This window comes from Intrasporangium mesophilum (assembly GCF_054783095.1).
In genome coordinates this window covers 191,649-207,578 of sequence record NZ_BAAGRF010000058.1, presented here as the reverse complement: position 1 = coordinate 207,578, position 15,930 = coordinate 191,649, and the positions used below count along the sequence as shown (strand labels likewise).

Annotated in this window: 12 protein-coding genes; 6 read left to right on the top strand and 6 right to left on the bottom strand. The window is 70.8% G+C overall.

Annotated elements, in window-relative coordinates; translation table 11 throughout:
- Positions 1–358 precede the first annotated feature (358 nt).
- The 4 genes from ACYVLP_RS26270 to ACYVLP_RS26255 all read left to right on the top strand — a co-directional run bounded on the left by ACYVLP_RS26270 (position 359) and on the right by ACYVLP_RS26255 (position 6,689).
- Positions 359–1,426, top strand: a complete 1,068-nt coding sequence (locus ACYVLP_RS26270) for an ABC transporter ATP-binding protein (RefSeq protein WP_460630225.1) — start codon at positions 359–361, stop codon at positions 1,424–1,426.
- On the top strand, positions 1,423–2,808 hold the full coding sequence (locus ACYVLP_RS26265; protein ID WP_460630224.1) for an ABC transporter permease: 1,386 nt from the start codon (positions 1,423–1,425) through the stop codon (positions 2,806–2,808). Before ACYVLP_RS26270 ends, ACYVLP_RS26265 begins: the two co-directional genes overlap by 4 nt.
- 8 nt (positions 2,809–2,816) lie before the next feature.
- Positions 2,817–5,648, top strand: a complete 2,832-nt coding sequence (locus ACYVLP_RS26260) for a lactonase family protein (RefSeq protein WP_460630223.1) — start codon at positions 2,817–2,819, stop codon at positions 5,646–5,648.
- A gap of 144 nt (positions 5,649–5,792) precedes the next feature.
- Positions 5,793–6,689: an NADP-dependent oxidoreductase gene (locus tag ACYVLP_RS26255; protein WP_460630222.1), complete on the top strand. Its 897-nt coding sequence runs from the start codon at positions 5,793–5,795 to the stop codon at positions 6,687–6,689.
- Between the two features lie 36 nt (positions 6,690–6,725).
- Here the strand turns inward: ACYVLP_RS26255 and ACYVLP_RS26250 are convergent, their stop codons facing one another.
- Positions 6,726–8,420, bottom strand: coding sequence for an aminotransferase class V-fold PLP-dependent enzyme (locus tag ACYVLP_RS26250; RefSeq protein ID WP_460630221.1), 1,695 nt, complete (start codon positions 8,418–8,420; stop codon positions 6,726–6,728).
- Positions 8,421–8,564: 144 nt separating this feature from the next.
- Between ACYVLP_RS26250 and ACYVLP_RS26245 the strand changes: the two genes are divergently transcribed.
- Together ACYVLP_RS26245 and ACYVLP_RS26240 are read left to right on the top strand one after the other, a co-directional pair.
- Positions 8,565–9,875: a M16 family metallopeptidase gene (locus tag ACYVLP_RS26245; RefSeq protein ID WP_460630220.1), complete on the top strand. Its 1,311-nt coding sequence runs from the start codon at positions 8,565–8,567 to the stop codon at positions 9,873–9,875.
- Entirely contained in the window at positions 9,872–11,260 is a 1,389-nt protein-coding gene (locus tag ACYVLP_RS26240; RefSeq protein WP_460630219.1) for a M16 family metallopeptidase, read from the top strand. The genes ACYVLP_RS26245 and ACYVLP_RS26240 overlap by 4 nt, the downstream gene beginning before the upstream one ends.
- A 35-nt stretch (positions 11,261–11,295) precedes the next feature.
- Here the strand turns inward: ACYVLP_RS26240 and ACYVLP_RS26235 are convergent, their stop codons facing one another.
- The 5 genes from ACYVLP_RS26235 to ACYVLP_RS26215 all read right to left on the bottom strand — a co-directional run bounded on the left by ACYVLP_RS26235 (position 11,296) and on the right by ACYVLP_RS26215 (position 15,920).
- Positions 11,296–11,832: a GNAT family N-acetyltransferase gene (locus ACYVLP_RS26235; RefSeq protein ID WP_460630218.1), complete on the bottom strand. Its 537-nt coding sequence runs from the start codon at positions 11,830–11,832 to the stop codon at positions 11,296–11,298.
- Positions 11,833–12,096: 264 nt separating this feature from the next.
- Entirely contained in the window at positions 12,097–12,888 is a 792-nt protein-coding gene (hisN, locus tag ACYVLP_RS26230) for a histidinol-phosphatase (RefSeq protein WP_452271155.1), read from the bottom strand.
- A 50-nt stretch (positions 12,889–12,938) separates the two neighbouring features.
- Positions 12,939–13,982 carry a ribosome small subunit-dependent GTPase A gene (rsgA, locus tag ACYVLP_RS26225; protein WP_460630217.1) on the bottom strand — a complete coding sequence of 348 codons (1,044 nt, stop codon included), beginning with the start codon at positions 13,980–13,982 and terminating at the stop codon, positions 12,939–12,941.
- Between the two features lie 13 nt (positions 13,983–13,995).
- Positions 13,996–15,378 carry a 3-phosphoshikimate 1-carboxyvinyltransferase gene (gene aroA, locus ACYVLP_RS26220; protein WP_460630216.1) on the bottom strand — a complete coding sequence of 461 codons (1,383 nt, stop codon included), beginning with the start codon at positions 15,376–15,378 and terminating at the stop codon, positions 13,996–13,998.
- A complete protein-coding gene (locus tag ACYVLP_RS26215; RefSeq protein ID WP_460630215.1) occupies positions 15,375–15,920 on the bottom strand; it encodes a DoxX family protein in 546 nt (181 codons plus the stop codon). Before ACYVLP_RS26215 ends, aroA begins: the two co-directional genes overlap by 4 nt.
- Between the last annotated feature and the right edge of the window lie 10 nt (positions 15,921–15,930).

The window sequence follows — 15,930 nt, the reverse complement described above, 5'->3', positions numbered from 1 at the left end:
CGTCAAGACGCTGAGAATAGTCTGGGAAAAGGCTGGGCAGAGCAGCACACCCCCGCCATATGCCGTGGGCCGACGACACGGCATACCGCCCTCGTTCTCGGCGACCTACGCGAACAACGTTGTGCCGCTGGGCTGCCCGTCGCCCACGCGGCCGCACCACGCGGCGCGCGGGGCCGGGCCGGCCGTTTTCAACGTTCTGTTGCACACCTGTCAACACTCTCCTGGTCAATCAACGAGTTGATGCACAACTCCCCAGTAGGCCCGAGGTCATTCACGCAACGTTTGGCTCAGCGCCCCGTCGACGCATAGCCACATTCGTAGGTTCCTCGATGTCCGCCTCTGCGTCGACGGGATTGCTATGGAAACAACATTCGTGGTTCGGGCTCGTGGGGTCACCAAGACCTTCGGAGACGTTGTCGCCCTCGACGGTGTCGACCTCGACGTCGCGGCCGGGGAGGTGCATGGGCTCGTCGGCCCGAACGGGGCCGGCAAGACCACGCTCCTGGGCCTGCTCCTCGGTCTCGCGGTCGCCAGCCACGGCAGCCTCGAGATCCTCGGGTCGCCGGTCGGCCGCGTCCTGGCTGTGCCGGACGCGGTGGCCGGGTTCGTCGACGGGCCGGGGCTCTACCCCGCCCTGAGCCCGCGCAAGAACCTCTCCGCCCTCATGTCCCTGCGCGGCCGAGTCCCGTCGCGACGCGAGGTCGACGACGCTCTGGAGCAGGTCGGGCTGACGGGCGTCGCCGACGACCCGCTGCGCGGCTTCTCGCTCGGGATGCGCCAGCGGCTCGGGCTCGCAGCCGCGCTGCTCACTCGCCCGGGGCTGCTCGTGCTCGACGAGCCCGCCAACGGCCTCGACCCGGCCGGCAAGAAGCAGGTCCACCGCATCCTGACCGACCTTGCAGCACAAGGCACTGCGGTGGTCATGTCCAGCCACCGCATGGACGACCTGGCGGCCCTCTGCTCGGAGGTGACCCTGCTCGCGACCGGACGAGTGGTCTTCTCCGGACCGCTCAGCAAGCTCGCCGCGGAGAGCCGCGACCTCGACTACCGCGTCGTCACGTCAGCCCCCGCCGCGGCCCTCGAGATCGCATCGGGCACGCCCGGCCTGCGGGTGCTGCGTGACGACGAGCTCGCGCTCCGTCGCCAGGAGACCGACCTTGTCGTCCGAGGCGGCGTCGCCGCGATGGACGAGCTGGTCGTGCGGCTGGTCGGCGCGCGCGTGGCCCTCCGTGAGCTCGCTCCGGTCGTCTCGCCGCTGGAGTCGGCGTTCCTCGCCCTGACCGGAGCGGTCGCCGAAGGCGACGCGGGCGCCGACCCAATCGATCCCGACCCAGCCGACCCCGACCCAGCCGACCCCGACCCAGCCGACCCCGACCCAGCCGACCCCGACCACGTCGCCACCACCGACACCGAGGAGTCCCGATGACCGCGACGATCGCCGCGCCGCGACCCCAGGCCCACGCCCGCCCCACCCCGCAGCTCGACGCGACGCGTCCGGCCGCGCTGCGTGCGGCATACCGGTTCGAGCTGCTGAAGATCCTCTCGCTCTGGCGGATCCGACTGCTGCTCGCCGCGTGTCTGGTCGGCCCAGCCGTCTTCGTCGCGGTGATGGGGAACCAGAGCTCGCTGCCCGCGGACACGGTCTTCGGGCGCTGGATGGCCGCCACCGGCTGGGCGAGCTCGCTGGTGGTACTCGGCTTCTGCTGCTCGTTCGCACTGCCGCTGCTGACGTCTGTCGTCGCGGGTGACGTGTTCGCCTCCGAGGACCGGCTTGGCACCTGGCGCCACCTGCTCATCGCGGTGCGTTCACCGAGGCGGATCTTCGCCGCCAAGGCGCTGGCCACCCTGACGGTCATCGTCCTGCTCGTCGTCGCCCTGGGCGTCTCCGGCATCGTCGGCGGGCTCGCCGCGATCGGCAACCACCCGCTCGTCGGGCTCGACGGCTCGCAGCTTGCCCCGTCGGAGGCGGCACTACTCGTGGTGCTCGCCTGGCTCTGCGTGCTCGTGCCGACCCTCGCGTTCGGGGCACTGGGGCTGCTGGGCTCGGTCGTCCTCGGACGCTCGCCGATGGGTCTGCTCGTGCCGGCGGTCGTCGCGTTCGGGATGCAGCTCGCTGAGCTGCTGCCGCTCCCGGTGGCACTCCGGATGGCGTTGCCGAGCCAGGGCTTCATCGCCTGGCGCGGGCTCTTCACCGACCCGGCCCAGACCGGACCATTGGTCATCGGCCTCGTCGTGGGCCTCGCCTGGACGGTCGCCGCAACCGCGCTCGCCTACCGGCTGTTCGTGCTCCGGGACTTCACCGACCTCTCCAACGACGGGTCGGGCCGCCGTGCTCTGGTGGCAGTCGCTCCGCTCGCCGCCCTCGGAGCGCTCACCTGCCTCGTCGTCGCCGTCGCGACTCCCGCGAGCGGCACGGGCATCGACAAGCCGAGGCTCGATGCGTCGCTCGCGACCTCCTTCGCGCACCTGTACCGGCTCCAGACCTCGGAGCTGCACCGCCCCGACGTGACGGAGGCGCAGCTGGCCGCGACCGCGTCGTGCGACAAGGGCGGCGACCGGATGGAGGACGAGGGTCCCGGAGGCAACTGGCGCTGCGTCGTCACCTGGCATCTGCCCGGCGCGGCGGCGGTCGGCAGCGCCATCTACCAGCTCGACGTCACCGCAGACGGGCGGTACGTCGCCGACGGAGACGGGCCCAAGGAGGTCAATGGCAGCTTCACCGTGAGGACCCCGCGAGGGGACTCACCAAACCCGCTCTGGCAGCTCGACGGCAGCGTCGACCTGCTGAACCCCATTTCGAAGGGATAGCCACACTCATGCACGTCACCCGACACCGCCGCAGCGACTCGCAGGCGCGCCCCGCGCTCCCGGGCCGCTCCGGGCACCTCGGTCGCCGCACCCGGATCGTCCTGGCCGGCACCGCCGCCCTGGTCGTCGCCGGCTCAGGCGTCGAGGCCTTCGCGACCACCGTGGGCTTCGGCGACCAGCAGGTCGGCACCGAGTACAGCGCCGGTATCCAGGTCTCCGCCAACCAGATCATCAAGCCGTACGGCGAGCGCCTGCTCACCCAGATCGGCAAGTTCATGGGCTCGACGGTGAGCGCCGACGGCCGCTACCTCGCCGCCACGAGCAACGACCGCTCGATCTCCGTCCAGATCTTCGACCTCCAGACCTACCAGCTGATCTGGACGGTCGGAAGCGCCGCCTCGGCCAACCAGAAGGTCTCCGACAACACCGTGGGCCAGGAGGGCCCGACCTACTCCCCGGACGGCAAGTTCCTCTGGGTGCCGCAGGCCACCGGCCTCACCCGCTACCCGGTCAACGCCGACGGCACCCTCGGAGCCGGCACGAAGGTCGCCATCCCCACCGTGAACGGCGCCCAGGCCCTCACGGGCAAGGCGGTCTTCTCGCCCGACGGCTCCAGGCTCTACGTCGCGGTGAACGGCCAGAACCGCGTCGTGCTGGTCGACCCGGTCGCCGGCACGATCACCCAGAGCTGGACCGTGGGCATCGCGCCGCGCCACCTGACCTTCGTCGGCGACAAGCTCTACGTCAGCAACGAGGGAGGCCGGTTCGCCAACCCGGGTGAGACGACCATCAACTCGTACGGCACCCAGGTCCCGGCAGACGGCTACCTCGGCACGTCGACGACCGGCACGCTCAGCGTCATCGACACGAACAACCCTGGCGCGCAGGTCGGCTCGATCGCGGTCGGCCTGCACCCGACGGCGATGTATGCCGCTGGGAAGGCGCTGTTCGTCACCAACACGTTCGACGACTCCGTGTCCGTCGTGAACACCGACTCGGACAAGGTCGTGCAGACGATCACCACCCAGCCGTGGAAGGGCTCCGATGTCGGCTACCAGCCCAACGGCGTGACCTTGACGGCCGACGGGCACCTGCTCGTCACGCTCGGCCGGGCGAACGCGGTGGCCGTCTACCGCTACCACGGTGACCCGCAGGAGCCGATGAGCTTCGTCGGCCTGCTCCCGACGGACTACTACCCGTCGGAGATCGCGACCGTCGGCGACCAGGTCGTCGTGACCAACACCCGCGGCATCGACGCGCGTGGCCCGCTCCTGACGTTCAACCAGGGTGCGAACACCACACCCGCGAAGGGCCATGGCACGCACGGCACGACGGCGTCGCTGACCCGCTTCACGCTCCCGACCGACCAGGAGATCGCCGACACGTACACCCCGACGGTGTTCGCCCAGAACGGCTGGGGCGACAGCGACACGGACGTCAAGGTCGCCAACGGCAACAAGCAGAAGGCCGTGCCGGTCCCGAAGCGGATCGGCGACCCGTCGACGATCAAACATGTCTTCCTGCTCGTCAAGGAGAACCGCACCTATGACCAGGTGTACGGCGACGACGCGCGCGGCAAGAGCGACGCGACCCTGGCCCAGTTCGGCGCGACGGTCACGCCGAACCAGCACGCCCTGGCCAAGCAGTTCGGACTCTACGACAACACGTACGACGTCGGCACGAACTCGGCCGAGGGGCACAACTGGCTCATGCAGGGTGACAACCCGGAGTACACCGAGTCCAGCGCAGGCGAGTACACCCGCAGCTACGACACCGAGGACGACGTACTGGGTCACCAGCGGTCGGGCTTCCTGTGGACGGCGGTCCAGTCGGCCGGCAACACCGCACGCAACTTCGGCGAGTTCATGATCTGGGAGAACAAGCCGGCCGGCGCGACGTGGCAGAAGTACTACTGCGCCACAAAGTCCGTCGACGGCGGTGGCGACCCAGCGCAGCTGGTCGACCCGTCCCTGCGCCTCAACGTCCAGTCGCCGATCCCGTCGCTCAACGCGATCACCAACCACGACTCGCCGATGTTCGACAGCAACATCCCGGACACCTACCGCTACCAGATCTGGAAGCAGGAGTTCGAGAAGGACGGGCCGGCCAACCTCAACATGATGTGGCTCTCGAGCGACCACACCGGTGGCGCGCCCGACGCCCGCGCCCAGGTCGCGGACGGTGACGTCGCGGTCGGCAAGATCGTCGACGAGATCTCGCACAGCACCTACTGGAAGGACTCCGCGATCTTCGTGGTCGAGGACGACAGCCAGAACGGCGCCGACCATGTCGATGGGCACCGTGCTCCGATCCAGATCATCAGCCCGTACGCCGCACACGGCAAGGTGGTCAGCACGTACTACTCGCAGATCTCGATGATCCGCACCATCGAGCAGATCCTCGGCTCTGCGCCGCTGAACCAGAAGGTCGCCGCGGCCACGCCGATGTTCGACGCGTTCCAGTCAACCCCTGACTACACGCCGTTCGACGCGGTGCCGAACCAGGTGCCGCTCACCGAGGGCGTCAAGACTGCACCGGACTGCGGCCTCGACACCCTCGGCCAGACCGGTGCGGCCGCTGCGGCCCTCAACGCCAAGGTCGCCGCGGAGACCGCGGTGCCTTCGGACAAGAAGGCCGTCGCGGGTGCGTGGGACAGGTGGAAGACCTCCCAGCACCTCGCCGGCAACGGCGCGGTGGCGGACTACGCGAACCCGGAGCTGATGAACCGCTTCACGTGGTACGACTCCCACCACTGGAAGACCCCTTACCCGGGTGACTCCACGATCCTGGCTCCCTCGGAGGTCCCCGGCGCCTACCTTCCGCCGTCGGACAACGACTGACCTGGATCCGGACACAGGCGGCGGTCCGTCGGCGCAAGCCGGCGGGCCGCCGCCAGCCGTTGGTCGGCCGCGGCATACGGTGAAGTCGCGCGGTGTTCCCACCCCATCCGGCGGCAGGCCGGCGGACCCGTCCGAGGAGGACCCATGAAGGCCATCGTCATCGACCGCTTCGGCGGACCCGAGGAGCTCCACGAGGCCGAGGTGCCGGACCCGCAGCCGGGACCCGGCCAGGTGCGGATCCGCGTGGAGGCGGTCGGGGTCAACCCGATCGACGGCAAGGTGCGCGGCGGGCGGATGGCCTCACCGGACACGAAGTTCCCCCTGCTGCTCGGAGCCGAGGCCGCCGGCGTCGTGGATGCGCTGGGTGAGGGCGTCGGTGACGTCGCCGTCGGCGACCGGGTGGTCGGCTTCGCCGACGGAGGCGCCTACGCGGAGCTGGCGCTGCTGGGGACGTATGCCGCCCTGGCCGGGCTCGACCCGGTAGCCGGCGTCTCGCTGCCGGTGGCGTGCGAGACCTCGCAGCGCGCCCTGGGCCTGCTGGCTCTCAAGCCGGGCGAGACCCTGCTCATCCACGGCGCGAGTGGCGCGGTGGGGGAGGTGGCCACCCAGCTCGCGGTCCGCGACGGGGTGCGGGTGATCGGGACGGCGTCCGAGGCGAACCAGGGGCGGGTTGCGGCACTCGGCGCGACGCCGACGACCTACGGTGACGGCTGGCTCGACAGGGTCCGGGCGCTCGCGCCGGACGGCGTCGACGCGGTCTTCGACACGAGCGGGGCGGGTGTGCTGGAGGAGTCCGTCGAGCTGGTCGGCGGGAAGGAGCGGGTCGTGACGATCGCCGACCCGGCCGCGTTCGCGATGGGGATCACCTTCACGACCGGCGGCGAGCCGGGGGCGTTCGACCTCGGCGCCTATGTTGCGCTCCGGGCTTCGGGCGAGCTGACCACGACGATCAGCCGGGTCTTCCCCCTCACGGCGGCGGCCGACGCGCAGGCGCTGAGCGACAGTGGTCGTGCCGGGGGAAAGCTCGTCCTCGTGCCCTGACCGCGATGCGCACGGGCGCGCCCGGCTGCCGGGGGCTCAGGCGCGAATGCTGGTGACGGGCAGCTCGAACCACCGCAGGTGGTCGAAGTCGACATTGACGCTGGCCGCGGGACCCGCGACGGGCTCGGCGCCGGCCAGGATGGCTCGCGCCTCGTCGAGGTACCCGGCGAGGGCATCCTCGCCGGCGCGGTCGACGTGGGCCGGATAGGTGAGCCGACCACTCTCGAAGCCGACCTGGTGCAGGCGCAGCGGGGGCTCGACCGGGCCGTTCTTGTGCCGCCAGCGACCGGTGGCCGGGTCGAAGTCGTAGTCGCCCAGCAGGCGCCAGCCGTCACGGGCGACGAGCCGCACGGCCTCGATGACATAGTCGACGACCGTGTCGGAGATGAAGTAGTTGAAGTTGACGCGAACCCACCCGGGCTTGATGCCCTCACAGCCGCGGCCGATCTCACGCTCGAACTCGTGCGAGCGCTCGAGGTCGATGCCGAGCAGGTAGTGGCCGTAGGGCCCGGCGCACGAGCACCCGCCGCGTGCCTGGATGCCGAACAGGTCGTTGAGCACGGCCACGACGAAGTTGTGGTGCAGGTAGCTGCCGCCATCGGCCTGCACGACGAACGACACGATCGAAAGTCGCTCTGCCGAAAGGTTGCCCAGGATCTCGATGCTCGGCTCGTGACGCCAAGACTCGACGGCGCGCTGGAGGAACTCCGCCTCACGCGCGCGGATCGTCGGGACGCCGACCGCTTCTTTGAGCTTGAAGACGAGACCCGCACGGATCGCCTCGATGATGGCCGGGGTGCCGCCCTCCTCGCGGTGGGCAGGGTCGGTGAGGTAGTCGTGGTCGCTCGGGTTGACGTACGTCACCGTTCCGCCGCCCGGGACGTCGGGCACGCGGTTGGTCAGCAGCTCGCGCCGCACGACGAGCACGCCTGGCGTGCTCGGGCCTCCGATGAACTTGTGCGGGCTGAGGAACACGGCGTCCTTGTATGCCGTCGTGTCGGCCTGGCCGCGCCCCCCGCGGCCGTACATCTCGATGTCGATGTAGGGGCCGGCGGCCGCGAAGTCCCAGAAGGCGAGCGCGCCGTGCTCGTGCAGCAGGCTCGAGATGGCGTCGGTGTCGGTGACGATGCCGGTGACGTTGCTGGCAGCCGAGAAGGACCCGATGAGCAGGGGCCGAGCGGCATACTCCTCGAGCTTCGCGCGAAGCACGTCGAGGCTGACGTGCCCGTCGGGGTCCTGCGGGATGACGACCACGTCGGCGACGCACTCGCGCCACATCACCTCGTTGGAGTGGTGCTCATAGGGACCGATGAAGACGACCGGCCGCTGGTCGGATGGCACGAGATCGCTTGCGTGCCAACGGTCCTCGAAGTTGGACGGCACACGCAGTCCGAGGATGCCGACGAGCTTGTCGATCGCTCCGGTGCACCCGGACCCGGCGAAGATCACGACGGTGTCGTCGTCGCCGCCGACGGCGTCGCGGATCACGCGGCGCGCGTCCTCACGCAGTCGCGTCGTCTGCAGGCCGGTGCCGGAGCTCTCGGTGTGAGTGTTGGCGTAGCGGGGGAGCACCTCGTCGCGGATGAAGTCCTCGATGAAGGCGAGACCGCGGCCGGAGGCCGTGTAGTCGGCGTACGTGACGCGCCGGGGACCGTACGGCCCGGGCATGACCTGGTCCTCGCCGATCACATTCTCACGGATCGTGGTCAGCAGGTCTGCGGCGACGTTCATGTCCTCGACTATAGCGTGGAGTGATGCTAGATCCAAAAAACATAACTATCAGTTACCAGCCGGATGTCGGTTGGAGGTATGCCGTCGTTCCAGAGCCCGACCTCATACCTCGAACGCAGGGGACAGTCGCATAAGGTCGAGCGCGTGACAGCGATCTCCTACCCGCTCGTCGAGCGCACCCTCGACAACGGCCTGCGGGTCATCGTCAGCGAGGACCACACCGTGCCCAACGTCGCGGTCAACCTCTGGGTCGGCGTCGGCTCCCGGCACGAGTCGCCCGGCCGCACCGGCTTCGCGCACCTCTTCGAGCACCTGATGTTCCAGGGCAGCCGCAACGTCGCCTCGGGCGAGCACTTCTCGGCCCTCATGGACGAAGGAGCCCGGCTCAACGCGACGACCTGGTTCGACCGGACGAACTACTTCGAGACCGTCCCGACCGGCGCGCTCGACCTCGCCCTCTGGCTCGAGGCGGACCGGCACGGTTACCTGCTCGACGCGGTGACGCAGGAGAACCTCGACAACCAGCGCGACGTCGTGAAGGAGGAGAAGCGTCAGCGGTACGACAACGTGCCCTACGGATCCGCCCTCATCGACATCTACGCGACCGCCTTCCCCGAGGACCACCCGTACCACCACCCGACCATCGGGTCGATGGAGGACCTCGACGCCGCGACACTCGAGGACGTCCACGCCTTCTTCCGCGCCCACTACGGCCCCAACAACACCGTGCTGACGCTCGTCGGAGACGTCACCCCGGAGGACGGTTTCGCGGCGGCCGAGAAGTACTTCGGCCACCTTCCCCCGATCGAGCTGCACGCCCGTAGGCGGCTGTCGCAGCTCTCGCCGATCAGCGAGCCCACGCGGCTCGACCGGGTGGGTGACGTCCCGAACGACCGCATCTACGTGGCGTTCCGGCTGCCGGTCGACACCACACCGGAGTACCTCGCCTGCCAGATCGCCGTCGACGTGCTCGGCGGTCTGTCGAGCTCACGCCTCGTGCGCCGGCTGGTCCGCAACGACGAGACAGCGGTCGCCGTCGGCGGCTGGACGATGGGCCTGGTCGACGGTGTGGGCCTGGGAACGATCACCGTCGACGTGTCCGCCGGCGCCGATGTCGGGCAGGTCGAGGCGGCCGTCTGCGAGGAGATCCGCGTCTTCATCGAGCAGGGCCCGGACGACGCCGAGCTCGAGTCGGTCATCGCCGACACCGAGCGCTCGTGGCTCAGTGCCCTCGCCAGCATCGAGGAGCGCGCCGACCACATCAGCCACCACGCCCTGCTCACCGGCGACCCGGCATACGTCAACACGTTCGTCGAACGCATCCGTGCGGTGACCGCCCAGCAGGTGCGTGAGGTCGCCGCCGCGTGGCTCGACCCGGAGGCCCGGGCCGTGGTGCGATACCTCGCCACAGCCGCACCGAACGACACCGACGCAGAGGCCGAGGAGGCCCAGTGACGACCATCGCCCGCCCCGTCGTGGCGGCTCCCGAGCCGTGGGACTTCCCTGCCGCGACGACCCACGACCTGCCCAACGGGCTTCGCCTCGTCACCTACGACGTGCCCGGGCAGTACGTCCTGTCCGTGCGCGTCGGGCTCCCCGTGCCGCTGCGCGAAGAGCCCAGGGACCGCGAGGGCGTCGCGACGATCATGTCGCGCACCCTCGACGAGGGCACCGCGACGTACTCGGCCGAGGAGTTCGCCCGGCTCCTCGAGCGCAAGGGCGTCAGCTTCGGCGCAGGGATGTCCGATGCCGGGCTCTCGCTCGACATCGACGTCGTCAAGGGCAACCTCGAGCCGGCGCTCGACCTCCTGCGGCAGATCATCACCGAGCCGGTCTTCCCCAAGACCGAGGTGGCCCGCCAGGTCCGCACCCGCCTTGCAGAGATCGAGCAGGAGCGGTCGGTCGCGGCCAACCGTGCCGGGCTCGAGTTCGTCCGCACGTTCTACGACCTCGGCGACCGCTCGTCCCGCCCCACCGGCGGCACCCCCGAGACGGTCGGCGCGATCACGCGTGAGGACGTCGCCGCCTTCCACGGGGATCACGTCGTCGCCGCCGGCGCGACGATCTGCATCGCCGGTGACCTCGCAGGGCTCGACGTGCCCGCGCTCGTGGAGTCCGCCCTGGGTCAGTGGGCACGCGGTCCACGCGACCGCGACCGCTACCTTCAGCACGAGGCGACGCTGGCGCCCGACCGGGCGCGCATCGTCCTCGTCTCGCGGCCGGGGTCGGTGCAGACGGAGTTCGTCATCGGCGCGCCCGGTCCGGACCGGTCGGTCGACGGCGGCTGGGCGCCGTACCCGGTGCTCGGCTTCGTCGTCGGTGGGTCCCCGAACGCGCGCATCGACGCGGTGCTGCGCGAGGAGAAGGGCTACACCTACGGCATCCGGTCGACCTTCCGGCCGCGCCGGCGCGGTGGGGTGTTCCTGACCTCGGGCTCCGTGCGCTCCGACTCGACGACCGAGTCGCTGCGCCTTCTCGTCGAGATCCTCGAGAGCGGGCGAGACGGCTTCCGCGACAAGGAGATCCGCTCTGGCGTCGACTTCATCGGCAAGACCGCGCCCGGTCGCTATGCCACCGCCGACACCATCGCGGACGAGGCCGTGGGTATGGCTCTCGACGGTCGGACCACCGAGTTCACGACGGCCAACCTGCGCGATCTGGCCACGGTCGACACGGCTCGGGTCGACGCGGCATACGCCCGCTTCGCGGCCGGGGCCGGCATCGGCGCCGGGACGCCGGGCTCCGGCTGGACGATCGTCATGGTCGGCGACGCGGACGAGCACCGTGCCGCGGTGCAGGGACTCGGTCTCGGCGAGCTCACCGTGGTGACCGACGCCTGATCACCGATCCCCTTCCAGTCGAGTGAGCGCCCCGGTCAGGGCAGCGGGCGCTCGAGGACGTAGTCGTCCTCATACACCCCACCGACGAGGAAGCGCTTGGTGCCCACGCGCTCGAAACCGCTCTTGGCGTAGAAGCGCTGAGCTCGCTCGTTCTGCTGGTTGACCCCGAGCCACGCCCCGGTGGCTCCGCTCGCGCGCGCCCAGTCGAGCGAGCTGCTCATGAGCTCGGCCGCCGCTCCGGTGCCGTGGGCCGCGGGCAGGACGTAGATCTTGCTCAGCTCCACCGTCGGCCGCAGCCGGATGGCAGCGCGGACGTCGGCGTCGTGTGGCTCGCCGGAGACGAGCATCGCGTAGCCGAGGGCGGCGCCGACGGCGTCCTCGGCCACGAGCACGTGCCGTTCGGGGTCGGCAACGTACTCGACGAACCGCTCCGGCGAGAGCACCTCGCGGATGAACGCCTCCACGCGGTCCTGGGTCATGCTCGGCGGGCACGCGAGCCCGAACGTGGCCGCCGCGACCTCCGAGAGCACCGGCACGTCATCGGCCGTGGCCGCGCGAACGGAGAGGCTCATGCGAGATCACGGTCCTGGGTGAGCCGCGGGGACGGCGTTGCCTGGACGCAGCGCAGCGAGCTGGGTCCCACGCTCTGCGTGGGAGGAACGAGCGAGCGGAGCGGAGGAAGGCAAGGCCCTTCAGGCCCCGCGGCACGCGCCGGAGCGAAGCGAGGCGCCAAGTGATGCCCCGCGGCACGCGCCGTAGCGAAGCGGAGGCGCCATGTCATACGGCACGTCATGCGCCGAGGGTATGCCGCGCCGACGGAGGTGCGCCCGCGTGTCTCAGCCGGACGGCATACCGATCCGCCGCAGCACCTCCGCGTGGAGCAGGCCGTTGGTCGCGAGCGCGTTGCCGCTCCAGCACCCGTCCCGTCCGTCGAGGCCGGTGAAGCGTCCTCCGGCCTCCTGCACGATCGCCACGAGGGCGGCCATGTCGTGCACCGCCAGGTCTGGTTCGGCCGCGATGTCCGCGGCGCCCTCCGCGACGAGCATGTAGGACCAGAAGTCGCCGTAGGCGCGCGTGCGCCAGCAGTCGTCCATGAGGTCGAGGAAGTCGTCGCGCTTGCCCCGCACCCGCCAGCCGGCCAGCGACGAGTACGACAGGGACGCGTCGCCGAGCCGACCGACCTGTGAGACGTTGATGCGCCTGGCCGACGACAGCGACCGTCCGGTCCAGGCGCCGGATCCCGTTGCGGCCCACCACCGCCGCTGCAGCGCTGGCGCCGCGACGAGGCCCAGCACCGGCTCGTTGTCGACGACGAGCCCGATGAGCGTGGCCCACACGGGCACGCCACGGACGAAGTTCTTCGTGCCGTCGATCGGGTCGATGATCCAGCGCCGCGGCCCGTGACCCGTCGTCTCGAACTCCTCGCCCTCGACGGCGTCGCGCGGCCGGGTGCGCTTGAGCTGGCCGCGGACGAGCTCCTCGGCGGCCCGGTCGGCGTCGGTGACCGGCGAGAGGTCGGGCTTGCTCTCCACGACGAGGTCGGCTGCGCGGAATCGGGCCACGGTCACGCGCTCGACGGCGTCCGCGAGGACATGGGCCAGACGAAGGTCGTCGTCGTAGGAGGTCACCGGGTCAACCTAGCGCCACGAACACCCGTGCGGGCGGAATGCCCGGAGGGTCAGCGTTCCTCACCCGAACGGCTCGCAAGCAGCCGCCGCAGCGAGGCCAGCCGCGAAGGACCCGCCGGCCCCGCGTGGCCCTGCGCGACCCAGTCGTCGAGGGCGCAGTCCGGCTCGTCGTGCGTGCAGCCTCGGGGGCAGCCCTCGGTGCCGGCCGCGAGGTCGGGGAAATGGTCGATGATCCGGTCGACGTCGATGTGGGCCAGCCCGAAGGACCGCACCCCGGGCGTGTCGATGACCCAGCCGTCCGGCTCGCCCGCGGCGTCGACGAGCCGGAGCGCCACGGCATTCGTGGAGGTATGCCGCCCCCGACCGGTCGTGTCGTTGACGTCACCCGTGGCTCGCTGCGCGCCGGGCACGAGACCGTTGACCAGGGTGCTCTTGCCGACGCCGGAGTGGCCGACAAGCACGGAGACCTGACCGGAGAGCCGATCGCGCAGCTGCTCGAGACCGGTGAAGTCGGCGCCGTCCCACGAGGTCACGACATGCTCCACCTCCAGCGGCGCGTAGGAGCTGAGGAACTCGGCGGGGTCGACCAGGTCGGACTTGGTCAGCGCGAGCAGCGGCTCGAGCCCCGCGTCGTATGCCGCGACGAGGCAGCGGTCGATCATCCGGGGGCGCGGCTCGGGGTCGGCCAGAGCCGTGACGATGACGAGCTGGTCCGCGTTGGCGACGATGACGCGCTCGTAGGGGTCGGTGTCGTCGGCCGTGCGTCGCAGCACGGACCGCCGCTCCTCGATTCGGACGATGCGGGCCAGGGAGTCCTGCGCGCCGGAGGTGTCGCCGACGAGAGCGACGTCGTCGCCGACGACGACGCGGGTGCGCCCGATGTCGCGTGCCTTCATCGCGACCACGACCCGCTCGCGCTCCTTGCGCCCGCCGGAACCGCGCGGCAGCAGGCAGGTGTAGCGACCACGGTCGACACCGATCACCATGCCGACCAGCGCGTCGGCATGGGCCGGGCGCTCCTTCGTGCGGGGCCTCGAACCCTTGCGGCTCGGGCGGACGCGGACGTCGTCCTCGTCGAGGTCCCGCGGGCTCATCGAGCGGGCCTGGTCATGCGAGCCGCACTGCCGGCAGCGAGCCGAGGTCGCCCGCGAGCATGCCCTGCCAGAGGCCGACGAAGTCCGGCAGCGTCTTTCGCGTGGTGCCGATGTCCTCGACAGTCACCCCGGGCACGCGCAGGCCGATGATGGCGCCCGCGGTGGCAATGCGGTGGTCGTGGTATGAGCGGAATCGCCCGCCGTGCAAGGACGCCGGGGCGATGCGCAGTCCGTCCTCGGTCTCGGTGACCCGGCCGCCCAGTGCTGAGAGCTCGGCAGTCAGGGCGGCCAGCCGGTCGGTCTCGTGGCCCCGGATGTGGGCCACGCCACGGATCCATGACGGAGTGGAGGCGAGGGCAGCGAGCGCTGCGACCGTCGGCGTCAGCTCAGCGGCGTCGTGCAGGTCGATGTCGATGCCGACGAGCTCGTCGCCACCGACGACCGTCAGCCCCGACCGGTCAAGCCGCACGTCCGCGCCCATGGAGTCGAGGATCTCGCGGAGCAGGTCACCTGCCTGGGTCGTGTGCTGCGGCCAGCCCGGGACGCGGACGGTGCCTCCGGCGACGAGCGCGGCCGCGACGAAAGGACCGGCATTGGACAGGTCCGGCTCGACGGACACGTCCAACGCGTTGATCTCCGAAGGCTCGACGCGCCACGTGTTGGGCTCGCTGTCGTCGACGATGGCCCCGGCGTCACGCAGGGTCTCGACCGTCATGATGATGTGCGGCTCGCTCGGCACCGGCTTGCCGTCGTGGTGCACGGTCACGCCCTCGTCGTAGCGGGCTCCGGCGAGCAGCAGCGCCGAGATGAACTGCGACGACGCCGACGCGTCCATGGTCACCGAGCCGCCCGGCATACCGCCCTGCCCGTGGACGGTCACGGGCAGGTGGCCGTCGGCGTCGTCGACGGTCGCGCCGAGCACGCGGAGCGCGTCGACGACAGGTGCCATCGGCCGAACCCTCGCCTGCGGGTCGCCGTCGAGGCGGACCGGGCCGTCGGCGAGCGCGGCGACCGCAGGCAGGAAGCGCATCACGGTCCCGGCGAGGCCGCAGTCGATGGTCACGTCCCCGCGCAGGCGCTCGGGCGGCGTGACGAGCCAGTCGTCGACCGATCCCGGGGACTCGCCCTCGGCGGGGACGTCGACGATCCGCACGCCCAGCGTGCGCAGGGCATCGGCCATCAGGAGCGTGTCGCGGGACCGGAGTGGAGCCCGCAGCCGCGACCGCTCGCTCGCGAGCGCGGCCAGGATGAGGTAGCGGTTGGTCAGTGACTTGCTGCCGGGCAGGACGACGGTCGCGTCGAGCGGCCCGGCAGCGACGGGGGCGGCCCAGTCCGGCGGGGCGATGAGGGTGTCGCCGGTGGCTGGCGCGGTGGGCGAGGGATCAGCGGGACTCAATGTGCGCTCACGACGTCCTGTGCTCGATGGGCGATGAAATGGGCCTCGCGCGAGGCGGCTCGCGCGGCGTGACGGGCCTCGCGGCGCGTCGTCCGGCTGGCGTGCTGGGCACGCCAGACCAGACCCGGCCTGCCCTCGGTGTCGACGGCTGCGAGAAGCAGCCCACCGAGCAGGCCGACGTTCTTGAAGAAGAGGCTGCGGCTCTGTGCCTTGCGGGTGGGGTCGGTCTCCTCCCAGAAGGCGTGGTCGATGGCCGTCGTGGGCACGATCGAGGCGGCGAGCACCGTGGAGGCGAGCCGCGGCATCCGGCCCGTCGCGAGCAGCAGACCGCCGGCGATCAGCACGCCGCCGTTGACCTGGACGAAGACGTCGGGGTCCTTGGCAGCCCGGGCTGCGACCTCGGAGCCCGGGACCCGGTCGGGGACCTTCTCCAGCAGGTGGGCGGCCTGGTGGCTGCGGCTGGAGGGATGGCGCAAGGCGTCGATGCCTGCCGCGACGAACACGGAGGCGAGCAGGGGACGGGCGAGACGGCGGACGATCATTGCGGCTTCC